This is a genomic window from Reyranella sp. CPCC 100927, from assembly GCF_007859315.1.
GTDB lineage: Bacteria > Pseudomonadota > Alphaproteobacteria > Reyranellales > Reyranellaceae > Vineibacter.
On sequence record NZ_VOHA01000008.1, the window covers coordinates 1 to 18,738 of the forward strand.

Genomic DNA, 18,738 nt, shown 5'->3' on the forward strand with positions numbered 1-18,738 from the left:
GAGAAAACTGTTACCCATGTGGTGAGCACAAACTGTTACCCATGTTGCGGCTGAAGACCTTCGGCCACCTCCCCCACTGCGTGGAGGAGGAAAGCACTGCGCGGGGAGAAGGGGCGTGGATCAGAGCTTGATGCAGACGTTGCGCAGTTCGGTATAGAACTCCATCGAGTGCACGCCGCCTTCGCGGCCGATGCCGGACTGCTTGGACCCGCCGAACGGCGTGCGCAGGTCGCGCAGGAACCAGGCGTTCACCCACGTGATGCCGACCTCGACCTGCGCCGCGACACGATGCGCGCGGGCGAGGTTCTCGGTCCAGATCGCGGTGGCAAGCCCATAGGGACTGTCATTCGCCAGTGCGATCGCCGCATCCTCATCATCGAACGGCACGATGCTGCAGCACGGCCCAAAGATCTCCTCGCGCATCACGGCCGACGTCTCGGCAAGACCGGTCCAGATCGTCGGCGCGATGAAGAACCCCGATGAATAGGGTGACGGCAGCGCCGGGATGCCACCACCAGTCACGATCTCGGCGCCATCGGCCTTCGCCCTGGCGTAGTAGGACAAGACCTTGTCGCGATGGGCCTGGCTGATCAGCGGGCCGATCGTGGTCGCGGTGTCGAACGGATTGCCCGGCTGCAGCCTTTCCGCCGCCGCCTTCAGGCGCTGCGTGAAGGCCGCAAGGATCGGCCGCTGGACGTAGACCCGTTCGGTGCCCAGGCAGACCTGGCCGCAATTGGCGAACACCGCGCGCGTCACGCCCTCGATCGTCTTGTCGAGATCGCAATCGGCGAACACGAGCGAGGCGTTCTTGCCGCCGAGTTCCAGTGAAACCGGCCGCACGCCGTCGGCAGCGGCGCGCATGATCGCGGTGCCGGTGCCGGTCTCGCCGGTGAAGGTGATGCCGTCGACACCGGGATGGCGTGTCAGGTATTCGCCGGAACTGTCACCGCCGAAACCGTGCACGACGTTGTAGACGCCCGGCGGTACGCCGGCCTCGTTCATGACCTCGCCCAGCAGTGTTGCCGTGGTCGGCGTCTCTTCCGAGGGCTTGACGACGACCGTGTTGCCGCAGGCGAGCGCCGGCGCGACCTTCCAGGTCAGCAGCAACAACGGCAGGTTCCACGGGCATATGACCCCGATGACGCCACGCGGAACGCGGATGGCATAGTTCAGGGCGCCGGCACCGTCCGGCGTGGCCGTCCGGAACGTTTCCGTCGACAGCGTCAGCACCTGGTCGGCGAAGATGTTGAAGTTCGCCGCCCCGCGCGGAATGTCGATGTGCGCGGCAAGGCTCTTCGGCTTGCCGGTGTCGAGCACCTCGGCCGCGAGGAAATCATCGAAGCGTGCCATGATGCCGTCGGCAACCTTGCGCAGTATGGCCGAACGTTGCTGCTCGCTCATCTTGCCCCAAGGGCCCTTCAAGGCCCGCTTCGCCGCCTTGACCGCATCATCGACCACGGCCGGGTCGGCTTCGGGCACGAGGTTGACGATCGCGCCGGTGGCCGGGTTGCGATTTTCGAAGTGGCTGCGCGCGGTCGGCACGAAGCGACCGTCGATGAAGTGCGACAGGTGCGCGACCTTGTCGGCGCGGGTGTTCACGGCGGTGGCCATCACTCTCTCCTGGCAATTCGCTGCCCGCTGTCATCCCGAGCGAAGCGAGGGATCTTTGTGCAGCAGCAAGAAGAACAAGATCCCTCGCGACGCTCGGGATGACAGTCTTGGTCTAGACGGCGACGTGATCGTCGCGCGCCGACCACGACCGGCTCAGGTCGGCCGCCGCCACGACGTCGCCAAACAGGAAGCTGACATTGGCGAGCGTGGCGCGGTGCAGCGCCTCGGCGTGAGATCCCACCGCGTCTTCCACGATCGCCACATCGAACCCGCGGCTATGGGCGTCCCGCAACGTCGATTCGACACAGACGTTGGTTTGGACCCCGCAGAAGACCAGGGCTTCGCGCTTCAGCGCACTCAGGTGCGGTCCGAGGTCGGGGTTGGAGAAGCCGGAATAGGTGTGCTTCTCGAAAACGGCTTCATCGGGCGCTGGGCAGACGCCGAAGAACTGCGCACCCCAGGTGCCTCTTTCGCAGCAGACCGCGGCGGCACCGATGCGCCGCTTCTGCACCACCATCGACGGCGGTATGTGCTGCGCCTCGTAACAGGCGGTCAACCAGACCACGGGCACCCGTACCCGGCGCGCCGCCTCCAGCAACCGGTTGAGCGGCGCAACGATGGCCGCCAGGCCGGAGACGTCCTTGCCGATGCCGTCGATATAGCCACCGGGCGCACAGAAATCGTTCTGCATGTCGACCACGACAAGGGCCGAGCGGCGCGGCGACAGCCGTTCCGCGACGCTGTCCAGAACGACACGGCTGGCGAAGCGGGTCATGCGAAGCGCGACCAGACGCTGGCACCGATGCCGCAGCGCATTTCAGCAGAAGCCACGTAGAAGACCGTGCGCGCCCCGGTTCCGCCCGCCGCCGCCATCGCGACCATCCAGGCCAGCAGTTCGGTCGTACCGCCGCCGCCGACCTCGTTCATGCGGTCAACCGTCGCCTCGCGCATCACGCGCTCGGCGTCGCTTTCCGCCATCAGGTCGAGGAACCAGCGATCGAATTGCGGATCCATGGTGAAATAGCGCGGCCCGCCCGGCTCGTGCGACAGGCCACCGGTTCCCATCAATGCGACGCGCAGCCCTGCAGGCAGGACATCGCGCACGATCCGCCGCAATTCCTGCCCGAAGCGAATGCAATCGATCGGTTCCGGTACCGGCGGATTGATGCAGTTCATATGGATCGGCAGGATCGGCACGTCGTAACCGAGATACCAGAGCGGCACCGACCAGTTGTCGTCGAAGAGCAGCCCATCGCCGCGATCGATGTGATGGCCCGCCGCGATCGCCTCGCGAGCGACGATCTCGGCAATGTCGGGCCGCCCGCGCACCTGGTATCCAGGCTGCTTCAGCCACGCCTTGAAGAACTCCGCCGGTCCCGTCCACTGCGCCGCGCCATCGACACGCCAATGCGGCGGATCCTTCAACGGCAGGTTCAACAGGTGATCGTTGGCGATCCCGATAATCACGTCGGGCCTGGCCGCGCGCATGATCGCCGCCAGCTCCTGGTAGCCTGCCTGGATGGCGTGCTGATCGGCAGGCGGACACGACTCGATCCAGCCGGTCACGCCAGGCGCATGCGCCATCGCCATGATCGAGACGAACTCAGCCATGGGATGTCTCCGTCACGGTCGCGTCCCGGTGCTCGACGATCCGATCGCCGAACGACTGCCGGTAAGCCTGCGCGGCGGCGCTCCGTGCCGTGTTGTTGGCGGCGCCGTGAATGAGCCGCGTGATCTGCGGCAGGAAGTAGGAATGAACGCCGAGCTCGCCGAGGCGCCGGACATCGACATTGCGCAGCGCGTCGCGCTCGGGAGCGCTCAGACCGTAACGCTCCATCAGGTCTTCCAGGCGCTCCTTGAAGTGTGGCCACACGTCATTGTCGCGCCTGACGTCGAAGATCAGCCGATTGGTTGGCAGATCGGGATCGAATTCATTCGCCATCGTCAGCCCTCCTCGGTGGGCGTCTTGTATGGCCAAAAATTTATGCAAACAAGAAAATTCGTAAACTACACCCTTTTGATGCAAACAGACATTCTCAGAAATTCAGCTAAACTGGCGTCGACGGCGGCGTGGACCGCGAACGGAACCAAGCCGCATCGTCCGGACGGAGAGTGCGCATGAGCGAGTTTTTGCGGAAGACAACGACGCCGGAATGGGGTCCGTCGGCGTGGCTGATCCGGCACGCCGGACCGCGAACCCACGCCGACGATGCGCTCATCCGGCTGCGCCAGGACATCATCACCGGGGAATTCGCACCGGGCGTCCGCCTGCGCCCCGATCAGCTCGAGGAACGCTACGGCATCGGGCGCAATCCCGTGCGCGAGGCCCTGTCGCGCCTGGCGGTCGAAGGGCTCGTTCGCGGCGAGGGCCAGCGCGGTTTTCAGGTCGCGCCCATCACGCGTGCGGAGCTGCTCGATGTCGCGGACCTGCGACAGCGCTTTTCGACCTTGGCGCTCGCCCGCTCCATCGCCAACGGCGACGAGCATTGGGAAGCCGGCATCGTCGCGGCCTACCACCGCATGTCGCGGATGGAAGCCAGCCTGGTCGGCGATCCGGCGAGCTACGCCGACGAATGGGAGAAGCGCAACAGCGCGTTCCACACCGCGCTGGAGGCGGCCTGCGGCTCGCCCTGGCTGTTGCACTTCTGCGCGCTGCTCTACGAGCAATCGGAGCGCTACCGGCGCGCCGTCGTGCGCTACCCGAAGCTGCGGCCCTCGATCCACACCGAACACAAGGCGATTCTGGACGCGTGCTTGGCCCGCGACGAGACGGAGGCTTGCCGGCTGCTGGCCGATCACATCGCGCGCGGTGCCAAGGCGACCCTGGCCAAGCTCGACGAACAGACGGCCGGCGGCGAACGCAAACGCGGGACGAAGAAAAAGTAGCGCGCGGCAACGATTCCCTACGTTTCAATTTTTTCATGTAAAAAAGAAAATTCATAAATTATTTGACGACCCTCAAATTGGATGGTCTTCTGGGGTGGCATGGTGCGACCGGCAGTAACGGTCGCACGACGTGAACTTGTGTCGACCAGCGGGCAACGGGCAGCGGCCCGCACCAAGAAGCACCGCCGGGTTCGACGAGGGAGGTGATCGTGAACAGCAGTTTGCGCTCGGCGCTGCGCGCCGCGATCTGTGGCCTTGCCCTTGCCGTCGGACTGTCGCCGGGCGCCGCGCCCGCGGCGGACGACAAGCTGCGCATCGGCGTGATCCTGCCGCTGTCGGGCGTGTTCAGCAACGAAGGCCGCCAGTACGAGCAGGGCATCGCCGCCTACCAGAAGCTTCATGGCAAGACGGTCGCGGGACTGTCGGTCGAGATCATCACGCGCGATGACCAGGGACCCGGTTCGGGCGACCTCGCACGCCGTCTGACGCAGGAACTGATCCTGCGCGAAAAGGTCGATGCCATCATCGGCTACAGCTTCACGCCCAACGCGATGTCGACGGCGTCCCTGCTCAGCGAGGCCAAGCGTCCGGCGATCATCGTCAACGCCGCGACCTCGATCATCACGGAACGCTCGCCGTATTTCGTGCGCGTCTCCTGGACCTTGCCGCAGTCGGCGGCCACGCTGGGCGACTGGGCGGCGAAGAACGGGATCAAGACCGTCTACACGATGGTGTCCGACTACGCGCCCGGCATCGACGCGGAAACCTGGTTCACCAAGGCCTTCGTCGCCGGCGGCGGCAAGGTCGCAGGCTCGGTGCGCACGCCGATCACCTCGATGGAATACGCGCCGTACCTGCAGCGCGTCATCGAGGCCAAGCCGGATGCGCTGTTCGCCTTCAATCCCGGCGGCGACGTTTCCGTGGCCTTCATGAAGGCCACGCGCGAGCGCAACCTCGCCGGTGCCGGCATCAAGCTGCTGGTCACCGGCGATGTCGTCGAGGACAATTCGCTGCCCCTGATCGGCGACGGGCTGGACGGCGTCATCTCCGCCCACCACTACCAGCTCGGCATCGCCACGGCCGAGAACGAGCGTTTCATCAAGGCCTACAAGGACATCGCCGGCGCCGACGCGACCCCGAATTTCAGGGCCGTGCAGGCTTATGACGCAATGGACCTGCTGTACAAGGCGGTCGTCAAGACCGGCGGCAAGACGGACGCTGAAGGCCTGCTTGCCGCCATGAAGGGGATGACGCTCGCGAGCCCGCGCGGTGCAATCACCATCGACGCGCAGACGCGCGACATCGTCCAGGATGTCTACATCCGCCGCGGCGAAAAGATCGACGGTCGCTGGCAGAACCGCAGCTTCGATACGTACAAGGCGGTCGCCGACCCCGGCAAAACCCCGCGCTGATTCGCCGCCAAGGGATCCGGCCACCCGTGTCCAACGTGATCGCCATCATCATGGACGGCGTCGCCTACGGCATGCTGCTGTTCCTGTCCGCGGTCGGACTCTCGGTGACATTGGGCCTGATGCGGTTCATCAATCTCGCCCATGGCGCTTTCGCCATGGGTGGCGGCTATCTCGCCGTCGTGCTGGTCGATGCCGGCCTGCCCTTCCTGCTCTCGCTGCCGATCGTCTTCCTCGCCATCGGCGCCGCGGGCATCGCGATCGAACGCGCCGGCATCCGCCATCTGTACCGGCGCACGGCCCTGGAGCAGGTCCTGTTCTCCATTGGCCTGGCGTTGGCGCTGGGCGCGCTCGCCAACCTGGTCTTCGGCCCGCAACAACAGGCGATCCAGATCCCGTCACTGCTGTCAGGGCGCGTCACCGTGCTCGGCCTCGAGATCGCCCGCTACCGCCTGTTCCTGATCGGCATGGGCGCGGCGACCGCGATCACGCTGGTCTGCCTGTTCGAATACACACTGTTCGGGGCGCGCATCCGCGCCGCCGTCGACAACCGCCGTGCCGCCGAAGGCATCGGCATCCAGGTCGAGCGCCTGTTCGCGGTCACCTTCGGCCTGGGTGCCGGGCTGGCCGGTCTGGGCGGCGCGCTCTCCGTCGAGATGCTCGGGCTCGACCCCGCCTTCGCCCTCAAATACCTGACCATCCTGTTGATGGTGGTGGCCATCGGCGGCGCCGGCTCGATCGCGGGCTCGCTGCAGGCGGCGCTGGTGCTGGGCACGGTCGACGCGCTGTTCAAGTATTTCCTGCCCGAGGCCGGCGGCTTCGTGATCTTCGGCCTGCTGGTCGCCGTTCTCCTGGTCAGGCCGTCCGGCCTGAGGGGACGCGCGGCATGACCTTGCTGAAAGACAGCGGCCTCGCCGTCGGGCCCGGCATGCGGCTGCCGATCAGCGGGGCAACGACGCTGCTGTTCGCTGCCCTCATCGCCAGCGGTTTCCTCTTCCCGAACCACTTCGCGCTGGCAACGCAGATCCTGGTGCTGATGATCTTCGCGCTGTCCTACGACCTGCTGCAGGGACACGCCGGGATCGTCTCGCTCGGCCATGCCGTCTTTCTCGGCCTGGGCGCCTACAGCAGCGCCATCCTGGCGCGGGCCGGCCTCACCGATCCGCTGCTCGGGCTGGCGGTGGGTGCCGCGGTCCCCGCCTTGATCGCGCTGGTGTTGAGCCCGATCGTCGTGCGCGGCAACGACTTCACGCGCCTTCTCGTGACGCTCGGGGTCGCGTCCCTGGTGTACGAGGCCGCCAACCGGCTGCGCGACCTGACGGGCGGCGCCGACGGGCTGTCCGATTTCGAGGTCGCGCCGCTGCTCGGCCTCTTTGCCTTCGATTTCGAGGGCAGGACGGGCTTCATCTACGCCCTGGCTACGTTCTTTCTGGTCTACCTGGCGCTGTGGCGCGTGACGAACTCGCCTTTCGGCATGGCGTTGCGCGGCATCCGCGAGAATGCCCGGCGCATGCCGGCCATCGGCTCGCCGGTCGCGCGCCATCTGGCGGTGGCCTATCTGCTGTCGGGCGCGGTCGCCGGCATCGCCGGCGCACTGCTGGCGCAAACCAGCCGGTTCGCCTCGCTGGACATGCTGGGCTTCGAACGCTCGGCCGAGATCGTCATGGTCGTGACCCTGGGCGGCAACGGCCACCTCGCAGGGGTCGGTATCGGCGCCGCCGCCTTCGGCGTGGTCAAGGACGCATTGTCGACGGTGAGCCCGCGCTACTGGCAGCTCGGCCTCGGCATCGTGCTGATGGCCTCGGTCTTCCTGGCGCGCGGCGGTATCGGCGGCATCATCGAGCGGCTGAGCCGCCGGCGGCAGCCATGACGGCAGCGCTCGCCACCAGCGACCTCAGCATCCGCTTCGGTGCCTTCGAGGCCGTGCGCCAGGTATCACTCGCCATCCGTCCCGGCGCGCGCCACGCGCTGATCGGACCCAACGGTGCCGGCAAGACGACGCTGGTGAATGCGCTGACCGGCAGCCTGAAGCCGACCGCCGGCCGCATCATGCTGGCCGGCGAGGACGCGACGCACCTGTCCGAAGCCCAACGGGTGCACAAGGGCCTGGTGCGGACATTCCAGATCAACCAGCTGTTCGCCAACCTGTCGGTCCTGGACAATGTCTGGCTCGCGGTGCTCGAGCGCAACCGCCGAACCGGCATCTTCTGGCGCTCCGCGCGGGCCGATCGCGCCGCGCTCGATGAGGCACGCGCCTGCCTTGAATTCGTGCACCTGCTGCCGCTGGCCGATCAACTGGTCGCCACCCTGCCCTATGGCAGCCGCCGCCTGCTCGAGATTGCGCTCGCCATGGCGGCGCGTCCCAGTGTCCTGGTGCTCGACGAACCGGCGGCCGGCGTACCGGCGGCCGACAGCGAAGCGATCTTCGAACGTATCCACGCCCTGCCCGACAGCCTGACGCTCGTCTTCATCGAGCACGACATGCGGCTGGTATTCCGCTTCGCCGAGCGCATCACGGTGCTCGTCGCGGGACAGGTCCTCACCGAGGGCACGCCGGCGGACATCGCCGCCAACCCGCAGGTCCGGGAAGTCTATCTCGGCCGGCGAGGCGCGCATGCTTGAGATCGACAGCCTGACGGCGGGCTATGGCGAAGCCATCGTGCTGGAAGGCATCACCCTGCGCCTGGACGAGGCCGAGGGTCTGGCGGTCCTCGGCCGCAACGGCGTCGGCAAGACCACGCTGATCCTCGCGCTGATGGGCCATGCTGTCATCTCGGGCGGCACCATCCGCTGGCGCGGCGCAGACATCAGCCGCAGCGCTGCCAACGAACGGGCGGCCCTCGGCATCGGTTGGGTGCCGCAGGAGCGCGACATCTTCCCCTCGCTGACCGTCGAGGACAACCTGCGCGTCGCGGCACGGCCGGGCCGCTTCGGACTGGCCGACGCCTATGCGATGTTCCCGCGCCTGAAGGAGCGCCGGCGCAATCACGGCGACCATCTCTCGGGCGGCGAGCAGCAGATGCTGGCGATCGCCCGCGCCTTGATGACCAACCCGAGCCTGCTGGCGCTCGACGAACCGTTCGAGGGACTGGCGCCGGTGATCGTCGAGGAACTGGAAGAGTCGATCCGGCGGTTGCGGCGCGACTACGGGTTCGCCATCATCCTGGTCGAACAACACGCCGAGGACGCGCTGCGGCTGAGCGACAAGGCCATCGTGCTCGATCGCGGCAAGATCATCCGGCAGGACCAGTCCCAGGCCCTGCTCGCCGACTTCGATACCCTGCGCCCGCTGATTTCGGTGTGAGGCGGAACGCAGCACGGCGGCTCACACCCGCACCACGATCAGCTGGTGCATGGCGGCGGCCAGGGTGCGCGCGACCGAGGGATGACGCAGCGAGATCGGACCGGGGTCGATCAACACCATGTTGTTCATCGTGCCGAACAGCATCTGGAAGGCGAACGCGATGCGCTCCTGCAGGGCCGTACCGGACTCGGGCGGCGACAGCGCCACGATGCGCGGCAGCGCGTAGGCGACATGCAGGCGACCAGCCTCGCGCAAGGGGGTCCAGGTCCGGCGGTCATGCGTGGCACGGCGCAGGCAGGCACGCACAAGCCCTTCATGATCGCGATACCACTGCACGCCGCCTTTGCAGATCCAGGCCAGCAGATGCGGCAGACTGTCGTCCGGCACCGCATCCGAGGCGTAGGTGGTGTCGAGGTATCGCCGTGCGTCCGCCACCACCAGCCGCTGCAGCGTATCGATGAAGGCTTCCTTGCTCTCGAAGCGGCCGTAGAACGAACCGACCGTAGCCTCGCACCGCGCGCACAGCGCCTCGATCGAGAGGCTGTCGAAATCATGGTCCTGCAGCAGCGCCAGGCCCTCGTTCATCAGCCGCACCACGAGATCCCGGCTGCGCTGCTGCTGCACCGGCCGCATCCCCGGTATATCGGCACCGGCTAGGAGTTCCTCATCCAGCATGACATCGGCCCCCGTCCACGTCCGTGCTATCGCACATGGCGTATGGCGGCGCCTAGATCCCTCGCGGCGCTCGGGACGACAGCAGGCGCCCAGGTTTTCGATTTGCCTTGCATTAAAACTAGAATCAGAACTACAATTCTATTTATAACGATAAGCTGGAGGAACGTCATGCGCAATGCCCGATTTGACGTATGTCCCACCTCGGGTGCCCTGGGCGCCGAGATTCTGGGCATCGACCTCTCGCAGCCGCTCTCGCCGGCGGAAACCGAGGAGTTGCGCCAGGCACTGTACGAGCACGGCGTGATCTTCTTCCGCGACCAGGTGCTGACGCCCGAGCAGCACATCGCTTTTGCCGGCAGCTTCGCGCCGATCAACGTCAACCGCTTCTTCAAGGCGGTGGCGGACTATCCGCAGATCGCGGAGGTGCGCAAGGAGCCGGCCCAGACCACCAATATCGGCGGCGGCTGGCACACCGACCACAGCTACGACCAGGTCCCGGCACTGGGCTCCGTGCTGCTGGCGCGCGAGGTGCCGCCACGCGGCGGCGACACCATGTTTGCCAGCATGAGCCTCGCCTATGATGCGTTGTCTGACGGGCTGAAGCGCACGCTCGAGGGGCTGCGCGCCGTGCATTCCAGCCGGCACGTCTTCGGCGCCAAGTCCCTGTATACGAAGGGCGTCGGCGATCGCATCGGCAACCCCGAACAGGCGACCCAGGACGCCGTGCATCCCGTCGTCATCCGCCACCCCGGCAGCGGCCGCAAGACGCTCTACGTGAATCCCGGCTTCACCATTCACTTCGAAGGCTGGACGGCGGCCGAGAGCAAGCCGCTGCTGGATTATCTCTACGCCCACGCGATGCGGCCGGAGTTCCATACCCGCTTCTCGTGGCGCGAAGGCTCGATTGCGTTCTGGGACAACCGCGCGACCTGGCATTTCGCGATCAACGATTACCACGGCGAGCGGCGCCTGATGCACCGCATCACGCTGGAGGGCGAGCCCCTGAACTGACTGTCGCGGACCCCAGCCGAAGGAGTCGTCATGACCAGGGCCAAGGCCATCGCCGCGACCGTCGTCGCATTCATGGGCGTATCGTTTTCCGCCGCGCTGGCGCAAGGCCGCGGCGAGACGGTGAAGATCCAGGACTATCCCGGCATCGGCAACCTGATCTACCGGGTCGCCGTCACCAAGGGCTACTGCGAGAAGCACGGCATCACCTGCCAGCTGCAGACTGTTCCGTCGGCACCGCTGGGCGCCCAGGCATTGCTGGCCAAGAGCATCGACGTCGCCGTCGTCGGGCCCGAGGTGCAGATCATGGCCGGGCTCAAGGGTGCCCGCCTCGTGGCGCTGCTCAGCATCGGACAGCGCAATCCGTTCCTGATCACCGTGCGCAACGATGCCGACGCACCGGCCGCCGACCGCGGCTATCCCGCCTTCATGGCCGACCTCAAAGGCAAGAAGATCGGCGTGACCGCGCGCGGCTCGATCGCGGAGCTGCAGTTCGGGCAGCTGGCGCGGCGCGCCGGGCTCAAGCCCGAGGACTTCACATTCGTGGCGGTGGGCGCCCCCAACACATCCTACGGCGCGCTGATCTCCAAGCAGGTCGATGCCAACATGACCTTCGAGCCGTCGAACTCGATGTGCGTGGTGCTCAAGACCTGCCGCACGCTATACCGCGCCGGCATCGCTACCGAACCGCCCGAAGTGGCCGGCACCAACGGTGCTTCCGTCGTGGCGGTCATGACCCGCGACGCGGCCGCCAAGTCACCGCACGTGCCCGAGGCGCTGATCGCGGCGGCGCGCGATGCTGAAGCCTTCATCCAGGCACCGGGCAATTTCGACGAGCTGCTGAAGATCGCCCAGGGCTTCTTCAAGTTCGACATGCCGCGCGGCGAGGAGATCATGGCGGTGTCGCTGAAGGACGCGGTTCCCAGCTACCGTATCGCGATCAGCCGGCCGGCGCTCAAGCAGATCGCCGACAACATGCTGGCCACAAGGCAGATCGAAGCCGCCGTCGACACCGCGCCGCTGCTGTACGAAAAGGCGCCGTGATGGAAACCGCCTGCGCCATCGAGGTGCGCGACCTCAGCGTGCGGTTCGGCGGCGGCACCGCCGCGCCGGTCCTGGCCGTCGACAACGCCTCGTTCACCATCGCCCCGGGCGAGTTCGTCTCGCTGGTCGGCCCCAGCGGCTGCGGCAAGACCACCATCCTGAACCTGTTGACCGGCCTGCTGGCGGAAACGCCGGACGGCGAGGCGCGCGTGCTGGGCAAGGCGCCGCGGCCGGGCAATCCCGACATCGCCTACATGCTGGCGCGCGACAGCCTGATGCCGTGGCGCACCGCCCTGGGCAACGCCGTCTATGGCCTGGAGGTACGCAACGTCGCCAGGGTCGAGCGCGAGGCCCGCGCCCGGACCTTGCTGGCGCGCGTCGGCCTGGATGCCTTCGCCGACCAGTACCCCAAGGCGCTGTCGCACGGCATGCGCCAACGTTGCGCGCTGGCGCGCACCTTCGTGCTCGACAGCCCGGTATTCCTGATGGACGAGCCGTTCGGCGCGCTCGATGCCCAAACCAAGCTGCAGCTCGAGGACGTGCTGATGGACTTGTGGTCGGCCGATCGCAAGACTGTCGTGTTCGTGACCCATGACCTGGCCGAGGCGGTGGCGCTGTCGGACCGCGTGATCGTCATGAGCGCCCGGCCAGGCCGCATCCTGGCCGACGTGCCGATCGACCTGCCGCGGCCGCGCAGCATCCGCGCGCTGCAGAACGATCCGCGCTTCCACGCGCTTTACGGGCGTCTCTGGGGTCTGCTCGAGCAGGGGATGGCCGGCCATGTCCATTAGCACGCGGTCCGAACGGCTGGTGTCGATCATGGCCGCGGCCCCGGCAGGCGGGCGCGTCGCACGACGCATCGGGCCACGAACCGTCCCCTTGTGGCTGCGGCACGTGCTGTTCATCGCCGCGCTGATCGGCGCGTGGGAGCTCGCCGCCAGCCAGGATCTGCTCGACCCCGCCTTCTTCGGCCGCCCCTCCGGCATCGCCGCCTATCTGTGGAAGGGTTTCGTCACCGGCGGCACGCTGTGGCGTGAGCTCGGCTACACTCTGGCCGGAGCCGTGATCGCCTTCATCGGCGGTAGCGTCTGCGCCGTGGCAACCGGCCTGCTGTTCATGGTTTTCCCCGGCTTCCACCGGGCGTCGGAGCCTTATCTCACGCTGCTGAACGCGATGCCGCGCATCGCGTTGGCGCCACTGTTCCTGCTGTGGTTCGGACTGGGCATCGGATCGAAGATCGCCGTCGGGTTCAGTCTCACATTCTTCATCGTGCTGTCGGCCACGGTGGCCGGTATCCGCAGCGTCAACAGCGACCATCTGGTGCTGTCCAAGGCACTGGGCGCGACGCCGCAGCAGGTATTCACCAAGGTTACGCTGCCCTCGGCCGTGCCGGTGATCTTCTCCGGCTTCCGGCTGGGCCTGATCTTCGCGCTGCTGGGCGTGGTCGGCGCCGAGCTGATCGCTGCGGAGCACGGCCTGGGCCAGACGCTGGCCTATCTGCAGTCGACCTTCAGCATGGACGGCGTGATGGGGCTGTTGTTCCTGTTGGCCTTCCTGGGGCTTGGCGTGACGTCCCTGATGAACCGCCTGGAACGCACCCTGCTCGACTGGCAATAGCACCCGATCATCCGCGCCGGGCGATCGAGGCGAAGGTTCACCGGCGCCGCGACGACTTCGTCGCCTGCTTCACCAGCCGCAGGGTCTCGCGCTCCTTGGCCATTCCCTTCGCGAGATCGCACCACGGGCGGGCGAGCCAGGCCTGGAGCTTATCGGGCGCGTGGCGCGCGAAATGCAGCAACGCCGTGCGCACATAGAAGAGCCCGGTGTTGCCGTAGGCGTCGTGCGCACTCCAGCCGCTGGGGATCCACATCTCACGGACCACCTCGGCCAGGACCGGTTCGTCCCGCGGATGATCGATCAGGAAGAAGAGAAGCTGGGAGCCGCCGGCATAGGCGTAGTGCTCCAGTCCCTGGAGAAACCAGTCGGCGGTCGGATGGTTGTTGGAATAGAGATGCAGTCCGTAGGCCGACATCGCCGCCACGAGCGCGGCGCGAAAGCGCGGATGGGCATCGCCATAGGCCGCCAGCGCCCAGTGATCGTCCAGTGTCGGCCGCTCCGCGAAGGCGCGCGCCATGGTCTCGGGAAGATCCGGCAGATCGAAGTGCCGCGCCGCCGCTTGTCGCAGGTCGGCATCATCGAAGGTCGCGAGCATCGCGAAGACCTTGTCGGCCTCCGGTCGGGTCGCAACAGCCGCCAGCAACGCCGCGCGATGGCCCGCCTTGATCAGGCGCCAGGCAAAATTGACCGCATCGCCGTGACCGTCATCGCCGGCGAAGGGCGCGAACGCCGGCACCTGTTCGGCCCGGCTCGGCCCCTTGATCCAATAGCGGCGGATGGGCGGCGGTGCATGCTCGGCAATCAGCCGCGCGGCACGATCGATGTCGAACGCTGCCGGATCGCGGGCGATGTCGAAATGGAATGCCGCGATCAGGGGACTGTCCCAGTGGCCGTCCACCGTATGCGCGAAGGGAAACAGCGCCGCGAGCGGGATCCGCTCGGCCTCGAAGGCGTCACGCGCCTGCTGCGCTGGTGAGGCCGCGAAGGCCTCCTCCGCGGCGATGTGGAAGGCACCGTCGAGTGCCCGGCCGAACAGGTGACGGTAGCGCACGACCGGCGCGCCGGGTGCGATCGGCGCTTTCGAGATCGCGCATTTGCGCGGCTTCTTGCCGCTCCACCTGCCATCGCGCACGGCGCATAGCGCAGTCGTCTCGGGACCGTGCGGCTGAAATGGCCGAATCACGTACGCGCGCAGAAAAGTCGCATATTGCGGCGTCGTGGCGAGGTGCCCCAGCCACTCGTTCTGGCGCATTTCCTGCGTCCAGCCCATCGTCTCCGCCGTGGCAAGATTGAACCGCCAGGCCTGACCATAGCCGCGCCGCGCCAGCGCGCGTGCCGCCTCCAGCGCCTGCGCGTCGCGGCCCGTTGCGGCCAGCACGCAGATGGCATTGAACTCGAAGTGGCTGTTGTCGATCGTTGGCGCCGCCAGATACGCGGGAAGCTCCGCCTCGACGAGCGGCAGCACGCGTCCGGCCGCGTCGGCGACCAGCGCGATGGCGACGAAGCCGGCGTGGAATGCCTGCACTCGCTCCAGCCGCCGATCGAGCGGCCCGAGCCCGAGGATGGCCTCGCCGCGCTCCAGCAGCGATGCCGGCGACAGCACAAAGCTGTCCTGACGCTGGGCGCCGGCATGGGCGATCAGGGCCACCGCCAGCGGATCGGCCGTCGTGGCATCGGCACGCCCATGGCGCCGGGCATCGCAGGCATGGACGAAGACATCGACCGCCGCGGTCTGGTCACCCTGCCCCAACGCCGCATCGATCAGTCCCATCCAGACGAACGGGAAAGCCGTCGTGAGCCGCCAGTGTCCTTCGCCGCGCCGATGCGGCGGCGCCAGGCAATCGCAGAACCAGCCGAGCACCGGCGCGACCGTCTCCGGGTGGCCCATCCGGTTGAGCGCCTGCGCGAAGAGCGCCGCCGCGACGCCCAGCAATGGGTGGAGGGGAGCGCTGTCCGTCGGCGCTATCGCGATGATTTGTGGTGCGCTCGCGCGCGCCAGCGCAATCAGCGCCGCATCGGGGTCCAGCGCATCGAGCGCGCCCTTCAACGCTGCGAAGAAGCCGGTCGCCGGATCCTCGTCGGCGCGCGGGACATCGGCCATCCGCGGCTCAATCGCCGCCCGGCAGGGCGCGGGCCTTGTGCGCGACCGCCGTGATCATGATTGCCTGGTGCGGATGCGGCAGCGCTTTGACCGCCACCGTGTTGCGCGCCGGACTGCCGCCCGGGAAGAATGCGCCGTAGGCACGATTGAACGCGTCATAGTCCGCCATGTCCGTAAGATACGCGCTGACGTTCACCACGTCGTCCAGCGACACGCCGATCGCCTTCAGCATGTCCTGTATTTTTTCCAGGGTGTAGCGGGTCTGTGTCGCGATATCGATTTTGGCCTTGCCGTTGACGAAGGACACGCCCTCGAAACTGTCATCGGCCCGCCGCGCACTGGTTCCCGACACGAAGATGAAATCACCGACGCGCTTGAGGTGCGGATAGTTCGCCCGCGGCCGCGCCGTGGCGGGAAAGGTCCGGCTTTCGACGAACAGCGATCGCTCGATCTGGTGCGCTCGCGTCTCGAGCGCGGCCCGTACCGCCGGCAGCTTCGCGTCGGTCAGGCGCGATGCCGGCGCCGACAGCGCGATGGCCGCCACGACGTTGCCCCGCGCATTGCGCAGCGGGACGGCGATCGAGCGCAAACCTTCTTCCCATTCCTCGTCATCGACCGCGAAGCGTTGCTGTTGGATGTTGCGCAGTTGTCGCTCCAACGCACCGCGATCGGTGATGGTCGCCGCCGTGAAACGCTCCAGCGGCGTCGCATCCAGGTACGTCTTGCGGTGATGGTCGCTCATTGCCGCGATGAACAGCTTGCCCGCCGCCGAGCAATGCATCGGAAACGGCTCACCGACGGGATGCGCGATGAGCAGCGACCGGTCCGGCTTGGCGACCGCGGCATTGATCGCCTGGCTGCCGCTGCGGGCAACGCAATGCACGACCTCGCGGAACGCTTCGGCAAGGGCTTCGAGATGCGACTGCGCAGCGTTGATCAACAGCTGGTCACCTTCGACCCGCCCACCCAGCTGCGCCAAACCCGGCCCAAGGTGAAATCCACCACGCCGGCCGCGAGCCACGGCCCCTTCCTCCTCGAGCGTCAGCAGAAAACGGTGAACCGTGGCCATGTTGCTGTCGATCGCCCGCGCCAGGTCGCGCGCGTTGACGTCGCGATCAGCGGCCGCGATGGCGCGCAGGATGGCAAAGGCCTTGGCCACGGAATTGTTCTTGGGCGTGAGGGTATGGCCGCGAATGGTCGCACCTCTTGTCGATCTGTCGTTCGGCGCGCACGCGCGGATGCTCGCCCGTCCGCAACAGGTGTTTTCGCTTGACGCACGGGCCCGATAGAGCAATCTTATTTATCAATAATCATATCTCACTATTTGAGATTTCCAAAGAGGAAACGGCCATGACCCAGGGAAAAATTGTCGCCGGTTTCGTCGCGCCCCACCCGCCGCATCTCGTCTATGCGGAAAATCCGCCGCAGAACGAACCGCGGGCGCAGGGCGGCTGGGAGCCGCTGCGTTGGGCCTATGAACGGGCGCGCAAGAGCATCGAGGCGCTGAAGCCCGATGTCCTTCTGGTCCACTCGCCGCACTGGACGACGTTGGTCGGCCACCACTTCCTGGGCGTGCCGCGGCTGTCGGGAAAATCGGTCGATCCGATCTTCCCCAATCTCTTCCGCTACCAGTTCGACATGACCGTGGATGTCGCGCTGGCCGAGGCATGCTGTGCCGAAACGCAGGAGCTGGGGCTGACCGCAAAGATGATGCGCAATCCCAACTTCCGGGTCGACTACGGCACGATCACGACCTTGCACATGATCCGCCCGCAATGGGACATCCCCGTGGTGGGCATCTCGGCCAACAACTCGCCCTACTATCTCGACCTCAACACGGGCGTCGAGCAGATGGAGACGCTGGGCAAGGCAACCCGGCGCGCGATCGAGAAGAGTGGCAAGCGCGCGGTGCTGCTGTGCTCCAACACGTTCTCACACTACCACTTCCAGGAAGAACCGGAGATTCCCGAGGACATGAGCCGCGAGCATCCGCAGAGCTACCAGGGCTATCAATGGGACATGCGGATGATCGAGCTGATGCGCAAAGGCGAGATCCGCGAAGTGATGCGGCTCTTCCCGCAATGGGTCGAGGAGGCCTTCGCCGAAGTGAAGTCGGGCGCGTTCCCATGGATGATCGCGGCCATGGACTACCCGAGCATACCGGCCGAACTGCATGGGTACGGCACGGTGATCGGCACCGGCAATGCCGTGATGGAATGGCGGCTCGCCGCCTGATCCCGCCATCCTCGCTCGCCAGGAGACCACCATGCCGGTCGTTTCAGCCTTTCTCGTACCGGGAAACCCATTGCCTCTACTCAAGGAAGACAACGCGCCGTGGGCTGCGCTCGCCCAGGCGGCCCGCGCCGCCGGCGACGTGCTGCGCCAATCGAAGCCCGATGTCCTGCTGATCTACTCGACCCAGTGGATCGCCGTGCTCGACGAGCTGTGGCAGACGCGCCCGCACAGCACCGGCCTGCACGTCGATGAGAACTGGTACGCGTTCGGCGACCTGCAGATGGACCTGCGTGCCGACGTGGCCCTGGCCAAGGCCTGCATCGATGCCGCGAGCGCCGCCGGCATCCGCTCGAAGCCCGTCGACTATGACGGCTTCCCGATCGACACCGGCACCATTGTCGCCAACGCCTTCCTCAACCCCGGCGGCAAGATCCCGGCGGTGGTGGCCTCCAACAATCTGTACCATGACTTCGCCAAGACCGAGACGCTGGGCAAGCTGGCCGCCGCGCAAGCGAACAAGCACGACAAGCGGGCTGCGGTGATCGCCATCGGCGGCCTGTCGGCCAGCTACTTCGATCGCGACATCGACATCAGCCACGACCACATCGTCAACGCGGCGGACGACCAGGCGAACCGGACCCTGCTCGAGGCGATGACCCGCGGCGGCGCCGGCGCCTTGCGCGACGCGGTCGGCCACTACAACGGGTCGGCCAAGGGCGACATGGGCATGAAACACCTGGCCTGGCTGCTGGGTGGCGTCGGCGACTTCAAGCGCGCGGTCGTTCACGGCTACGGCGCCACCTACGGCGCCGGCGCCGCCGTCGTCGAGTTCCAGCTTTCGTAACCGC

The 18,738-nt window shown here is 66.8% G+C and carries 19 protein-coding genes; 12 read left to right on the top strand and 7 right to left on the bottom strand.

Features of this window, described 5'->3' with window-relative positions:
• Positions 1-120: 120 nt before the first annotated feature.
• From FQU96_RS21535 to FQU96_RS21550, 4 genes are all read right to left on the bottom strand, one after another.
• Positions 121-1,611, bottom strand: coding sequence for a 2-hydroxymuconic semialdehyde dehydrogenase (locus FQU96_RS21535; protein ID WP_146543405.1), 1,491 nt, complete (start codon positions 1,609-1,611; stop codon positions 121-123).
• Between the two features lie 112 nt (positions 1,612-1,723).
• On the bottom strand, positions 1,724-2,386 hold the full coding sequence (locus tag FQU96_RS21540) for a cysteine hydrolase family protein (RefSeq protein WP_146543406.1): 663 nt from the start codon (positions 2,384-2,386) through the stop codon (positions 1,724-1,726).
• Positions 2,383-3,222, bottom strand: a complete 840-nt coding sequence (locus tag FQU96_RS21545) for a hypothetical protein (RefSeq protein WP_146543407.1) — start codon at positions 3,220-3,222, stop codon at positions 2,383-2,385. Before FQU96_RS21545 ends, FQU96_RS21540 begins: the two co-directional genes overlap by 4 nt.
• On the bottom strand, positions 3,215-3,553 hold the full coding sequence (locus FQU96_RS21550; protein ID WP_146543408.1) for a hypothetical protein: 339 nt from the start codon (positions 3,551-3,553) through the stop codon (positions 3,215-3,217). The genes FQU96_RS21545 and FQU96_RS21550 overlap by 8 nt, the downstream gene beginning before the upstream one ends.
• Positions 3,554-3,729: 176 nt before the next feature.
• Between FQU96_RS21550 and FQU96_RS21555 the strand changes: the two genes are divergently transcribed.
• The 6 genes from FQU96_RS21555 to FQU96_RS21580 all read left to right on the top strand — a co-directional run bounded on the left by FQU96_RS21555 (position 3,730) and on the right by FQU96_RS21580 (position 9,210).
• Positions 3,730-4,497: a GntR family transcriptional regulator gene (locus FQU96_RS21555; protein ID WP_146543409.1), complete on the top strand. Its 768-nt coding sequence runs from the start codon at positions 3,730-3,732 to the stop codon at positions 4,495-4,497.
• A 209-nt stretch (positions 4,498-4,706) separates the two neighbouring features.
• Positions 4,707-5,909 carry an ABC transporter substrate-binding protein gene (locus tag FQU96_RS21560; protein WP_218574801.1) on the top strand — a complete coding sequence of 401 codons (1,203 nt, stop codon included), beginning with the start codon at positions 4,707-4,709 and terminating at the stop codon, positions 5,907-5,909.
• A 35-nt stretch (positions 5,910-5,944) separates the two neighbouring features.
• Positions 5,945-6,796 (top strand): branched-chain amino acid ABC transporter permease, encoded by an 852-nt coding sequence (locus FQU96_RS21565; RefSeq protein ID WP_255468439.1) that lies wholly within the window; start codon positions 5,945-5,947, stop codon positions 6,794-6,796.
• On the top strand, positions 6,793-7,776 hold the full coding sequence (locus tag FQU96_RS21570) for a branched-chain amino acid ABC transporter permease (RefSeq protein ID WP_218574802.1): 984 nt from the start codon (positions 6,793-6,795) through the stop codon (positions 7,774-7,776). The genes FQU96_RS21565 and FQU96_RS21570 overlap by 4 nt, the downstream gene beginning before the upstream one ends.
• Positions 7,773-8,528, top strand: a complete 756-nt coding sequence (locus FQU96_RS21575) for an ABC transporter ATP-binding protein (protein WP_146543411.1) — start codon at positions 7,773-7,775, stop codon at positions 8,526-8,528. Before FQU96_RS21570 ends, FQU96_RS21575 begins: the two co-directional genes overlap by 4 nt.
• Entirely contained in the window at positions 8,521-9,210 is a 690-nt protein-coding gene (locus tag FQU96_RS21580) for an ABC transporter ATP-binding protein (RefSeq protein WP_146543412.1), read from the top strand. Before FQU96_RS21575 ends, FQU96_RS21580 begins: the two co-directional genes overlap by 8 nt.
• Before the next feature lie 21 nt (positions 9,211-9,231).
• Here FQU96_RS21580 and FQU96_RS21585 read toward each other — a convergent pair whose 3' ends face one another.
• Positions 9,232-9,885 (bottom strand): TetR/AcrR family transcriptional regulator, encoded by a 654-nt coding sequence (locus FQU96_RS21585; RefSeq protein WP_146543413.1) that lies wholly within the window; start codon positions 9,883-9,885, stop codon positions 9,232-9,234.
• Between the two features lie 168 nt (positions 9,886-10,053).
• Here FQU96_RS21585 and FQU96_RS21590 point away from each other — a divergent pair, with 168 nt between their 5' ends.
• The 4 genes from FQU96_RS21590 to FQU96_RS21605 are packed head-to-tail and all read left to right on the top strand — an operon-like array spanning position 10,054 to position 13,554.
• A complete protein-coding gene (locus FQU96_RS21590) occupies positions 10,054-10,896 on the top strand; it encodes a TauD/TfdA family dioxygenase (protein ID WP_146543414.1) in 843 nt (280 codons plus the stop codon).
• Between the two features lie 30 nt (positions 10,897-10,926).
• Positions 10,927-11,937, top strand: coding sequence for an ABC transporter substrate-binding protein (locus tag FQU96_RS21595; RefSeq protein ID WP_146543415.1), 1,011 nt, complete (start codon positions 10,927-10,929; stop codon positions 11,935-11,937).
• Entirely contained in the window at positions 11,937-12,728 is a 792-nt protein-coding gene (locus tag FQU96_RS21600) for an ABC transporter ATP-binding protein (protein WP_146543675.1), read from the top strand. Before FQU96_RS21595 ends, FQU96_RS21600 begins: the two co-directional genes overlap by 1 nt.
• The gene (locus FQU96_RS21605; RefSeq protein WP_218574804.1) at positions 12,718-13,554 is read left to right on the top strand and encodes an ABC transporter permease; all 837 of its coding nucleotides are present in this window, start codon (positions 12,718-12,720) and stop codon (positions 13,552-13,554) included. Before FQU96_RS21600 ends, FQU96_RS21605 begins: the two co-directional genes overlap by 11 nt.
• A gap of 37 nt (positions 13,555-13,591) precedes the next feature.
• Here the strand turns inward: FQU96_RS21605 and FQU96_RS21610 are convergent, their stop codons facing one another.
• Complete coding sequence (locus tag FQU96_RS21610; protein ID WP_146543416.1) at positions 13,592-15,655, bottom strand: hypothetical protein; 2,064 nt, start codon at positions 15,653-15,655, stop codon at positions 13,592-13,594.
• A 7-nt stretch (positions 15,656-15,662) separates the two neighbouring features.
• Entirely contained in the window at positions 15,663-16,814 is a 1,152-nt protein-coding gene (locus FQU96_RS21615) for an IclR family transcriptional regulator C-terminal domain-containing protein (RefSeq protein ID WP_146543417.1), read from the bottom strand.
• Between the two features lie 191 nt (positions 16,815-17,005).
• Between FQU96_RS21615 and FQU96_RS21620 the strand changes: the two genes are divergently transcribed.
• Complete coding sequence (locus tag FQU96_RS21620; RefSeq protein ID WP_146543418.1) at positions 17,006-17,890, top strand: tRNA U-34 5-methylaminomethyl-2-thiouridine biosynthesis protein; 885 nt, start codon at positions 17,006-17,008, stop codon at positions 17,888-17,890.
• 31 nt (positions 17,891-17,921) lie between these two features.
• Positions 17,922-18,734, top strand: a complete 813-nt coding sequence (locus tag FQU96_RS21625; protein WP_146543419.1) for a tRNA U-34 5-methylaminomethyl-2-thiouridine biosynthesis protein — start codon at positions 17,922-17,924, stop codon at positions 18,732-18,734.
• Positions 18,735-18,738 lie beyond the last annotated feature (4 nt).

Excerpts from the sequence above, each read along its gene's own strand:
- FQU96_RS21625 (WP_146543419.1), top strand. The coding sequence starts at position 17,922 with ATGCCGGTCGTTTCAGCCTTTCTCGTACCGGGAAACCCATTGCCTCTA.
- FQU96_RS21540 (WP_146543406.1), bottom strand. The coding sequence starts at position 2,386 with ATGACCCGCTTCGCCAGCCGTGTCGTTCTGGACAGCGTCGCGGAACGG.
- FQU96_RS21555 (WP_146543409.1), top strand. The coding sequence starts at position 3,730 with ATGAGCGAGTTTTTGCGGAAGACAACGACGCCGGAATGGGGTCCGTCG.
- FQU96_RS21590 (WP_146543414.1), top strand. The coding sequence starts at position 10,054 with ATGCGCAATGCCCGATTTGACGTATGTCCCACCTCGGGTGCCCTGGGC.
- FQU96_RS21610 (WP_146543416.1), bottom strand. The coding sequence starts at position 15,655 with ATGGCCGATGTCCCGCGCGCCGACGAGGATCCGGCGACCGGCTTCTTC.
- FQU96_RS21595 (WP_146543415.1), top strand. The coding sequence starts at position 10,927 with ATGACCAGGGCCAAGGCCATCGCCGCGACCGTCGTCGCATTCATGGGC.
- FQU96_RS21620 (WP_146543418.1), top strand. The coding sequence starts at position 17,006 with ATGACCCAGGGAAAAATTGTCGCCGGTTTCGTCGCGCCCCACCCGCCG.
- FQU96_RS21585 (WP_146543413.1), bottom strand. The coding sequence starts at position 9,885 with ATGCTGGATGAGGAACTCCTAGCCGGTGCCGATATACCGGGGATGCGG.
- FQU96_RS21545 (WP_146543407.1), bottom strand. The coding sequence starts at position 3,222 with ATGGCTGAGTTCGTCTCGATCATGGCGATGGCGCATGCGCCTGGCGTG.
- FQU96_RS21550 (WP_146543408.1), bottom strand. The coding sequence starts at position 3,553 with ATGGCGAATGAATTCGATCCCGATCTGCCAACCAATCGGCTGATCTTC.
- FQU96_RS21605 (WP_218574804.1), top strand. The coding sequence starts at position 12,718 with ATGTCCATTAGCACGCGGTCCGAACGGCTGGTGTCGATCATGGCCGCG.
- FQU96_RS21580 (WP_146543412.1), top strand. The coding sequence starts at position 8,521 with ATGCTTGAGATCGACAGCCTGACGGCGGGCTATGGCGAAGCCATCGTG.
- FQU96_RS21535 (WP_146543405.1), bottom strand. The coding sequence starts at position 1,611 with ATGGCCACCGCCGTGAACACCCGCGCCGACAAGGTCGCGCACCTGTCG.
- FQU96_RS21600 (WP_146543675.1), top strand. The coding sequence starts at position 11,937 with ATGGAAACCGCCTGCGCCATCGAGGTGCGCGACCTCAGCGTGCGGTTC.
- FQU96_RS21570 (WP_218574802.1), top strand. The coding sequence starts at position 6,793 with ATGACCTTGCTGAAAGACAGCGGCCTCGCCGTCGGGCCCGGCATGCGG.
- FQU96_RS21575 (WP_146543411.1), top strand. The coding sequence starts at position 7,773 with ATGACGGCAGCGCTCGCCACCAGCGACCTCAGCATCCGCTTCGGTGCC.